This window comes from Terriglobales bacterium, assembly GCA_035454605.1.
In the GTDB taxonomy this organism is placed as follows: Bacteria; Acidobacteriota; Terriglobia; order Terriglobales; family Acidobacteriaceae; genus DATMAB01.
The window spans coordinates 1-9139 of the sequence record DATIGQ010000185.1; the positions used below are offsets into that span (position 1 = coordinate 1).

The following is a 9139-nucleotide window of genomic DNA, read 5'->3' on the forward strand; positions in this document are numbered from 1 at the left end:
GCACTCGGCGTCGTCGTGGGCCACGAAGTGAGCCACGCCCGAGGTCTCGTTGTGGGTCATGGCGCCGCCGAGCTGTTCTTTCGTGACTTCTTCGTGCGTGACGGTCTTGATGACATCCGGGCCGGTCACGAACATGCACGCCGTCTTTTCCACCATGAGGATGAAGTCGGTAATGGCCGGCGAGTACACCGCGCCCCCGGCGCACGGCCCCATGACGGCGGAGATCTGCGGGATGACGCCTGAGGCCAGCGTGTTGCGCAGGAAGATATCGGCGTAGCCGCCCAGCGACATGATGCCTTCCTGGATGCGCGCCCCGCCCGAGTCGTTCAGCCCGATGACGGGCGCGCCCACCCGCATGGCCAGGTCCATGATCTTGCAGATCTTCAGCGCGTTGGCCTCGGAGAGCGAGCCGCCGAACACGGTGAAGTCTTGCGCGAAGGCGAACACCAGGCGCCCCTCGATGCGCCCGTACCCGGTGACGAAGCCGTCGCCCAGGACCTTCTGCTCCTGCATGCCGAAGTCGGTGGAGCGGTGCGTGACCAGCTTGTCGGTCTCTTCGAAGGTTGCATCGTCGAGCAGGAACTCGATGCGCTCGCGCGCCGACATCTTTCCTTCTTTGTGCTGGCGCGCACGGCGGTCTTCGCCGCCGCCGGCCTCGGCCAGCGCGTCGCGCTTTTTCAGCTCGGCAAGTTTCTGTTCCAAATCCATGCGGGAAGGATTATAGCCACAGAGGCACGTGGTTCTACGGCAACGCCTGGTTGGGTTCCCAGCGATACTTCTTGCCGTTCCAGAACACCACCGAGCTCAGGACGCTGGTTTCTTCGGTGCTCAAGGCGTTGATGGTTTTTTTCTTGTACTCGATGCGGGTCAGGCCCAGGCGGTCAAAGGGAATATTGATGAGCACGAACTTGGCCTTGGGGGCAGCGGCGCGCCAGGCCTCCGTGCCGGCACCGTGGATCACCAGCAGGAAGCGGTTGCGCAGCGGGTCGCGCATGTTGAAATCCCAGGTGATCTTCGGGTTGCCGAAGCCGAAGTAGGCGTTGTGCGGGTCGAGTACCTTGAAGCCGTAGTCCCGCTGATCGACCAGCGGGTTCTTGGAGCGGCCCACGATGACGCAGTCTTCCACCTGGTCGCCATCCAGATCGACGGTAATCAGGGCCGGAGCAAAATCGTCGACGACGCTGAACTCGGGCCCGAATTGCTTCTTCACCATCTCGTCCACCCAGGCGGGCGTCGGCGGAAGCACGCTGGGGGGCGGTGTGACCGTGGGAGGCTTGGTAGGCTCCTTGGACTCTTGCTGTGCGGTGGTGGCGGAAACCAGGATCAGAACCAGCAGGCAGGCACGAATGACAGCTCGCATAGACCGAGTCTAGCGCCAATGCCGGGGAAAACAAGGGGCCGTGCCGCTGTGGGCAACAGCTCCGAGGTATCCCGGCGCGCGCTCCGGCATCATAAGAAGCTGGTTTAGACTCATTCGTCTGTCCCGAGGAGGCACGATGTCCCCGGCCCAGCCCAAGTTCATTCCGCTCGAATACCAGCGGCCCACACTAGAGGAGCAGCGCGCGCGGCTGGCTACATTTGCCGCCACCATCGAGCGGCGCCGCTCGGTGCGCGAGTTCTCACCCGACCCGGTACCCTTCGAGCTGATCGAAGGCGCCATCCGGGTGGCCGCGGGCGCGCCCTCGGGCGCCAACCAGCAGCCCTGGCGCTTCGTCGTGGTATCCGATCCGAAGATCAAGCGCGAGATCCGCCTGGCTGCCGAGGAGGAAGAACGCGCCTTCTACGAACACCGTGCCCCCAACGAGTGGCTGGAGGCGCTGGCGCCGCTGGGTACGGACTGGCACAAGGAGTTCCTCGAGGCTGCGCCCTATCTCATCGTGGTGTTCCGCGAGGACTATGGCCTTGAAACCGGGCCCGGCGGCGCAGAGATCCACCGCAAGCACTATTACGTGATGGAATCGGTCGGACTGGCTTGCGGGTTCCTGCTGGCCGCGTTGCACATCGCCGGACTGGCAACGCTCACGCACACGCCCAGCCCCATGGGCTTCCTCAGCCGCATCCTCGAGCGCCCGAAGAACGAAAAGCCGTACCTACTGATCCCGGTCGGCTATCCGGCAAAGGACGCGAAAGTACCGGACATCACGAAGAAGCCGCTGGAACAGGTGATGGAGGTAGTAGGCGAAATCGCCCCCGAGTAAGAATCCGCAGCTAGAGCGACGTGGACTTCTCCGCCGTCAACTTCCTGATCTGGCTTACGAAGTCTGCCAGCGGCATGTCCTCGGTCTTCTCTTTGCCGCGGGTTCGCAGGTTCACGCCGCCGGCCTGCGCTTCCTTGTCTCCCACCACCAGCATGTAGGGGACTTTTTGCAGCGCGTGCTCGCGGATCTTGGCGTTCATCTTCTCATTGCGCGCGTCCAGGTGGACACGTACGCCCGCGGCTTCCAGTTCTTTCGCCACTTTGTCGCCGTACTCATGGTGCCGTTCGCTGATGGGGATGACCACCGCCTGCACCGGCGCCAGCCACAACGGGAAGGCGCCCGCGTAGTGCTCCAGCAGCACGCCGAAAAAGCGTTCCACCGAACCATAGAGCGCGCGATGCACCATCACCGGCTGCTTGCGCGAGCCGCCTTCGGCCACGTACTCCAGGTCGAAGCGCTGCGGAAGATTGAAGTCGAACTGGATGGTGGTGAGCTGCCACAGCCGCCCGATGGCGTCCACCAGCTTGATGTCGATCTTGGGCCCGTAGAACGCCGCCTCGCCGGGGATGAACTTGTACTCCAGGCTGCGGCGCTTGAGCGCGTTCTCCAGCGACCGGTTGGCCATTTCCCACTGGTCGTCGCGGCCCAGGAAGTTCTTGCGGTCCTTGGGATCCCAGGTGGAAAGCTCCACCACGTACTGGTCGAAGCCGTAGGTCTTCAGCACCGCCAAGGCGAAGTCGAGGCAGGCGACGATTTCGTCCTCGATCTGCTCCGGCGTGCAGAAGATGTGGGCGTCGTCCTGGGTGAACCCGCGCACGCGCAACAGGCCGTGCATCACCCCGGAAAGCTCGTAGCGGTACACCGTGCCCAGTTCGCCCAGGCGCATCGGCAGGTCGCGATAGGAGCGCAGCCCGGTCTTGTAGATGAGGATGTGCCCCGGGCAGTTCATGGGCTTGACGCGGTAATGGGCGTCGTCCATTTCCATGGCCGGGTACATGTTCTGCGCGTAGTAGCCCTCGTGCCCGCTGGTCTTCCACACGTCCACGCGCAGGATGTGTGGCGTGTAGACCAGGGAGTAGCCGCGCCTCAGGTACTCGTCGCGCAGCCAGTCTTCCATCTGCTTGCGGACGATGCCGCCCTTGGGATGCCAGAAGATCAGCCCCGGCCCCGCCAGGTCCTGTATGGAGAACAGGTCCAGTTGCTTGCCCAGCACGCGATGGTCGCGCTTCTTGGCTTCCTCCATCTGGTGCAGGTAGTGGTCGAGCTCTTTTTTCGAGTAGAACGAGATGCCGTAGATGCGCTGCAGTTGGGCGTTGTCTTTGCTGCCCAGCCAATAGGCTCCGGCCACGTTGAGCAGCTTGAAGGCCTTGATGCGCCCGGTGGAAGGGATGTGCGGCCCGCGGCAGAAGTCCAGGAACTTTCCCGTGCGGTAGATGGAGATGGTCTCGTCCGGCCGGGTGAACTGCTCGATGAAGTGGCACTTCATGAAGTCGCCGTCGGCGCGGAAGCGCTCCAGCCACTCCGCCCGCGGCAGGTGCTCTTGCGCGTAGGGGATGTCCTGCTCCACCAGTTCCTGCATCTTCTTCTCGATGCGCTCCAGATCCTCCTGCGTGAACGGCTTCTCGCGATAAAAGTCGTAGAAAAAGCCGCTCTCGGTCGCCGGGCCGTGTCCCAGCTTGGTCTCCGGAAAAAGCTCTAGCACCGCCGCCGCCAAAAGGTGCGCGGAAGAATGGCGGAAGACTTCCAGCGCCTCAGGATCTTTCTCCGTCAGGATGCGCAGCGAAGAGTCCTTCTCCAACGGCCGCGTCAGGTCGATGAGGTCGCCATTGGTTTTTGCGGCCAGCGCCGCATCGGCCAGCCGCGGCCCAATGGAGCGCGCGATCTCCAGCGGAGTCGTGCCCCTGGGCACCGCCTTGACGCTGCCGTCGGGAAGCTGGACTTGGATGGTTTCAGACATGCGCTATCGAAATGCCTTCAAAAGCGTTCAGTTTATCGGATTCAAACCGAATGCGCTAAGAGCGCGAAGATGTTCGAGAGCCGGGCGCCGGACTTCCAGCAGGCATGTTGGCCTTGGGCAACATCATGACGTCACAGTCCTACGGCTTGATCTGCACCAGCCCCGCGGGCTTGGGGGCCCAGCGCACGCCTTCGGCCGAGCGCGGATCCAGACGCCGCGCCAGGGCGCCGATGGCGATGGAGCTGCGCATGATGTGTCCGGGCTTCAGGCCCAGGGCCAGCGGAATCTCACCGAGCCACTTCAGCCCCACGCTGGCCGCGCAGCCGCACTGCGCGCAATCGGGATCGCCGCCGAAGATGCAGGGCTCCACCCGGCTCGTGAGGTCGGCCGAGTAGTTCACCGACATCTGCGCGAACACGCAGTCTTTGGGCGTCGGAGGCGGCGTGACGAAGGCGTGCGCCACGCCTTCCGGCATGAGCAGCTTGGGGTACTTCTTGCCCAGCGCCGCCAGCGCTTCCGCCACTTGCGGGCGCGCTTCCAGCGGGATCATCTCCGGCGTCTGCTCGCCGCGCTGCGGCGTGTACAGGCTGGCCCAGATCTTGTTGCATTCCGGCCGCGCGTTCCAGAAGGCTACGTACTCGTCCAGGTAGCCGGGGCGGTCGATCATCGGCCGGGTGATGGTCCAGTGGATGTTGACCTCGCAGCCTTCGATGTTCTTCAGGATCTTCTCGTAGGTGGCCGGCTTGCGACGGATGTCATGGTGCTCCGGCAGCCCGTCGACGGAGACGGCCACGCGCGTGCGCGGGATGCTCATCCACTCCACCGGCACGCGGATCACCGCGCTGGTCACCACCATAGCAAACACGTTCAAGGCGCTCAGCCGCGGCAGGATGCGGCTCAACTCGCGATGCCGCACCAGCGGCTCGCCGCCCACCAGCGAAACGTGCATGGGCTTGTGCTTCTTGACCAGGCCGACCACGCCTTCCACCAGGTCGTCGCCGCGCAGGTCGTTGAGGTCGCGCAACGTGGTCCCACCGCCCAGGTGGGTGTCGCCGTAGGCGTAGCATCCCGGGCAGCTCAGCGGACACTCGCGCGTGATCTCGATGGAAAGGAACGGGACCTTGCCGGTGAGGATCTTGCCCCAGGCGCCGAATACCTCATGCGCCTGGATGCTGCGACGACGATCCATCACTCCTCCTGCTGGAAATAGGTTGCGGGAATCCACTGGCGAGCCGAAACTGCGTCCGCCTTGTTTGCTTGGATGCCGCTTTTCCAGCCGCGGTTATCGCCTGCGCCGCTGGTGACGCGCAGAAAACCGCGTCCCGGCATTCTACGCCAGAGGAGTGCTTGGGCGACGGAAATCCCGCCAAACGGGGAATCGCAGGCTTGAATGGTCACCCTGCCGCTGCGATACGGGGCGCGCCGCCAGCCCCGCCTTCGCTTCAGCTAGAATTGGCGTGTCCCATGTCCCAGACTCTCCAGGCTGAAACGCGTCCCGCGGCCGACGTCGTTCGCGGAACACCCGTGTCGCAGGCGCCCAACGGTATCTGCTTTGCCACCGTGGGCGAGACGGGCGTAGCGGCCGCCAACCTGGACCGCATCATCGCCGCCGTGCCCGGGCCCATCGCGGCGTCGCTCGACCGCAAGGCCTACTATTTCGTGCCCCTCACCGTGGGCCAGGGCGAGGACACGGTCATCGCCGACCGCTATGATGTCTCGCTCTCCGACCAGGCCGTCTGCCATCGCAATGTCACTTTGGGCGACGCGCAGGCCGTGTTCATCTCCACCCGCCTCTCCGAGGACCGCTTCACCCTGGCTTTTGAGTTCTACATCAACGTAGGACACGCGTTTGTGGAGCGCGCCGGCGTACCGGGGTCGTTCTCCACCCTGGCGTGGCAGCAAGTGGAGGAGAAGGTCCGCGGCGAAACCTCGCTCGACGCCTGGGAGCTGCGCAAGCTCTCCACGACGCCCGGCCCCGACCAGGAAAAGCACAAGAGCGAGTACTTCACCACCACCTTCAGCGACGCCATCGCCATCTATCTTCTCTCGCTCTACCTGGACGTGGACTACAACGAACTGCGCGAGCGCGACTATCCGCTGCTGCAGCCCCGCGCCCTGGCCGAGCGCCTGCGCAAGGTCGCCGAACTCTTCCCGCCCAATCCCGGTTTCGAGTTCGCGGTGTACTACCGGCGGAGAAGCTAGGTTTCCGGCTACTGCGAGGGGAATTCGTTGGTGTATTGCTTCTCGGGCACGAGCAACCTCTGGCCCCGGTACCGGCCGATGGACCATGTGGAGGGCTCTTCCTCAGGTTCGGAGCCTGCGACTTCCACTTGCGAGTCTTCCGACTCCGACTCCGCTTCGAAACCAATGAACAGATGGATGTCCGCGATTTGCGTCCGTTTGTGCGGCCTCACCCAGCCATTCACCACTGGATACGCTTCGGAGGGCGCGATTTCGTCCACATCGCGGAGGAATTGATGCCAAAGCCTCAAATCAAAGATGTCACCGTGCTTAAGTCTTGACACTGACCGGAGGCGTTCCTGCAGAACCGCGTCGGTCGAGACGATATCAATGCCCCCGACGCGGAATGGTTGACCCTCATCGACCTCAAGTATGGGCTCGGCCGTTTGTTGCTCGTCATCGAATGCATACCCGGCCGGAACGAAAGTGAAGTTGATGTATCCCCTGGCCCAGTAGAGCTCTCGCACGGCGTTCATCCCCGCAGCGACTTTCCGAGTATCCACAAGCTCGCCGACGACGATGGGGAACGACGGCTCCAGTTCTGCTGCTGAGAACACGGTGAGGTTTTTCCAGCGGAAGCCGCCCAAGCGGTACTGCGGACCTTCGTGAATCTCTGCCCGGACCGCAACCTCGAAGAGCCAGCCTTCGTTGAGGAGGAGTCGATAGTGTGGTTTCGCAGTGGCCAGGAGGAATCCATGGCGCTGCCACCCGTCGGTGATTCTGTAGCTTAGGTCCTCGCGCCATTCCATCGGCCAGCCGTATTCGCGGGCCTTAACCTCGGCCGCAATCAAGTCCTGATCAGGAACCGGCAGCTTTGTGGCTCCCTCGAAGGTCAACTCCCGAACGATGATCCTGGGCACTGTGGGTTCGATCTTCGCTATAGGGGCTTGTGGCGATTGGGCCAGGGCAATCGCGGAGAGGAACGTCAGCCACAACGCCGGGATCCATGCACCGGCCTTCATGCTGCAGATTATAGGTCAGAGTCAGTGCGGTCTTGCGGCAGCTTCTCTCCGTGTTCCTCCGTGTCCTCTGTGGTTAAATGGCCCCAGCATGATTGCCCACCTCCGCGGACGGCTGATCGCAAAGCATCCCAACCAGGCTGTGGTCGAGGCCGCTGGCGTGGGCTACGACGTGAATATCTCCATCCCCACGTTTTCCGGTTTGCCCGACGTGGGCTGCGAGGTGGCGCTCTTCGTCCATACCCATGTCCGCGAAGATGCCCTGACGCTCTACGGGTTTCTGCGCGCGGAAGAGAAGCAGCTCTTCGAGCGGCTGCTTCAGGTTTCGGGTATCGGGCCCAAGCTGGCGATAACGGTCTTGAGCGGGATGCCGGCCGAGCAACTGGTGGCGGCCATCCGCTCCGGTGACGTGGCCCGGCTCACGCGCATTCCCGGAATCGGCAAGAAGACCGCCGAGCGCATGGCGCTGGAGCTCCGCGACAAGCTGGATGCGCTGGCCGGCGCCGCTCCCGCCGCGGCCGCGGTTTCGCCGGTCGAGGAAGACGTGCTCTCCGCGCTCCTGAATCTTGGTTACGGTCGTCCGCAGGCCGAGCGCGCCCTGACCGCCGCCACCCGGAACGGCAAGGCCGATTCCTTCGAAGCCCTGTTCCGCGAGGCGCTGGCCGCACTGACGCGGTGACTTCCGGGCCTGACCGACCCTTTCCCTGACTCCCCCGCCGCTGAAAGCAGGGCTACACTAGACACGTGAACCGCTCTGCCGGCCTCGTGTTCGCGCTCCTGTTGCTTGTCCTCGCTGCGACCGCCGATGACCAGCAGAAACTCAAGGGCATGCCGCTGGCGGTGAAGCCGGCGCAGGAAGAGCAGATTCCCGATCTCGCGGTAGTCGTGGCCGGGCAGAAGTGCGACAACTGGTCATGGGCGGCGGGCGTAGAGACCCTGCTCGAGCGCCAGGACGTGGACCTCGGCCAGGAATTCTGGCTGCTGCGCGCTTACTTCGGGACGGTATGCATCTCGCCCCTCGGCGACGCCGAGAAGCTCGCCTCGGCCATCAGCGGCGAATATGTGCTGGATGACGGGCGCAAGGTGCGCCTGGCCGCGCGCTTCCTCCCCGGTCCGCCCGACCAGGCCGACTGGATGATCATGTCGCTGCGCCGCGGGCATCCCTTCCTGCTGCTGTGGCGCGGCCACGCTTACCTGGTCCAGGGCGTGGTGTTCGACGAATACATCGCGCCCACCGGCGCCCGCCTGTTCGAGATTCGGGAGTTTCACCTGCTCGACCCCTTCGCCCAGGGCGACAAGCAGCGCGTCACCTTCGTGAAGGGTCGCGACGACGCCGGCGAAATCGCCGGCACTCTCGACGTCGATGCCACATTCATCAAGCCGCCTAACTGGCTGCAGCCCGGGAAGGAATGATTCACCACGGAGACACAGAGAAGCTCTTGGGATTGGTGATGATTCAATCGTCGATCACTTCCCAATGCAGAAGGAAGAGAAGATCAGGTTGAGGATATCGTCGGCGGTGGTGGCGCCGGTGATGGAGTCCAGCGGCCGCAGCGCGCTGTAGAGGTCGAGCAGCAGCATCTCGTGGGGCACGTTCTCGCGCGCGGCGCGTTCGGCGGAGTCGAGCGCCGCCAGCGATTCCCGCACCAGCCCCTGGTGGCGGACGCTGGTGAGGAATCCGGCTTCCTGCTCGCCGGAAGCGGCCACTCCCAACTGCCCGCGGATCTCCTGCCGCAGTTCGGCGATGCCCAAGCCCGTCAATGCGGAGGTTTGCACGCGCACCA

Annotated in this window: 10 protein-coding genes; 4 read left to right on the plus strand and 6 right to left on the minus strand. The window is 63.9% G+C overall.

Going from position 1 to position 9139, the window contains the following annotated elements; all coding sequences use genetic code 11:
• Positions 1 to 708 (minus strand): carboxyl transferase domain-containing protein (locus VLE48_12975; protein ID HSA93919.1); only part of this gene is annotated, 708 nt, incomplete at its 3' end.
• Between the two features lie 34 nt (positions 709 to 742).
• Positions 743 to 1360, minus strand: coding sequence for a hypothetical protein (locus VLE48_12980; GenBank protein ID HSA93920.1), 618 nt, complete (start codon positions 1358 to 1360; stop codon positions 743 to 745).
• Positions 1361 to 1496: 136 nt separating this feature from the next.
• Between VLE48_12980 and VLE48_12985 the strand changes: the two genes are divergently transcribed.
• Positions 1497 to 2198, plus strand: a complete 702-nt coding sequence (locus VLE48_12985) for a nitroreductase family protein (protein HSA93921.1) — start codon at positions 1497 to 1499, stop codon at positions 2196 to 2198.
• A 10-nt stretch (positions 2199 to 2208) separates the two neighbouring features.
• Here the strand turns inward: VLE48_12985 and thrS are convergent, their stop codons facing one another.
• Together thrS and VLE48_12995 are read right to left on the minus strand one after the other, a co-directional pair.
• Positions 2209 to 4155 carry a threonine--tRNA ligase gene (thrS, locus tag VLE48_12990; protein HSA93922.1) on the minus strand — a complete coding sequence of 649 codons (1947 nt, stop codon included), beginning with the start codon at positions 4153 to 4155 and terminating at the stop codon, positions 2209 to 2211.
• A 139-nt stretch (positions 4156 to 4294) separates the two neighbouring features.
• Complete coding sequence (locus tag VLE48_12995; protein HSA93923.1) at positions 4295 to 5344, minus strand: radical SAM protein; 1050 nt, start codon at positions 5342 to 5344, stop codon at positions 4295 to 4297.
• A gap of 275 nt (positions 5345 to 5619) precedes the next feature.
• Here VLE48_12995 and VLE48_13000 point away from each other — a divergent pair, with 275 nt between their 5' ends.
• Positions 5620 to 6357 carry a hypothetical protein gene (locus VLE48_13000; protein ID HSA93924.1) on the plus strand — a complete coding sequence of 246 codons (738 nt, stop codon included), beginning with the start codon at positions 5620 to 5622 and terminating at the stop codon, positions 6355 to 6357.
• 8 nt (positions 6358 to 6365) lie between these two features.
• Here VLE48_13000 and VLE48_13005 read toward each other — a convergent pair whose 3' ends face one another.
• The gene (locus VLE48_13005; GenBank protein ID HSA93925.1) at positions 6366 to 7358 is read right to left on the minus strand and encodes a POTRA domain-containing protein; all 993 of its coding nucleotides are present in this window, start codon (positions 7356 to 7358) and stop codon (positions 6366 to 6368) included.
• Positions 7359 to 7446: 88 nt separating this feature from the next.
• Between VLE48_13005 and ruvA the strand changes: the two genes are divergently transcribed.
• Both ruvA and VLE48_13015 read left to right on the plus strand, forming a co-directional pair.
• Positions 7447 to 8034: a Holliday junction branch migration protein RuvA gene (gene ruvA, locus VLE48_13010; GenBank protein HSA93926.1), complete on the plus strand. Its 588-nt coding sequence runs from the start codon at positions 7447 to 7449 to the stop codon at positions 8032 to 8034.
• Between the two features lie 65 nt (positions 8035 to 8099).
• Positions 8100 to 8768 carry a hypothetical protein gene (locus VLE48_13015; GenBank protein ID HSA93927.1) on the plus strand — a complete coding sequence of 223 codons (669 nt, stop codon included), beginning with the start codon at positions 8100 to 8102 and terminating at the stop codon, positions 8766 to 8768.
• Positions 8769 to 8822: 54 nt separating this feature from the next.
• On the opposite strand, the gene VLE48_13020 is transcribed toward VLE48_13015, so the two are convergent.
• A partial coding sequence (locus tag VLE48_13020; protein ID HSA93928.1) for a hypothetical protein occupies positions 8823 to 9139 on the minus strand: 317 nt, incomplete at its 5' end.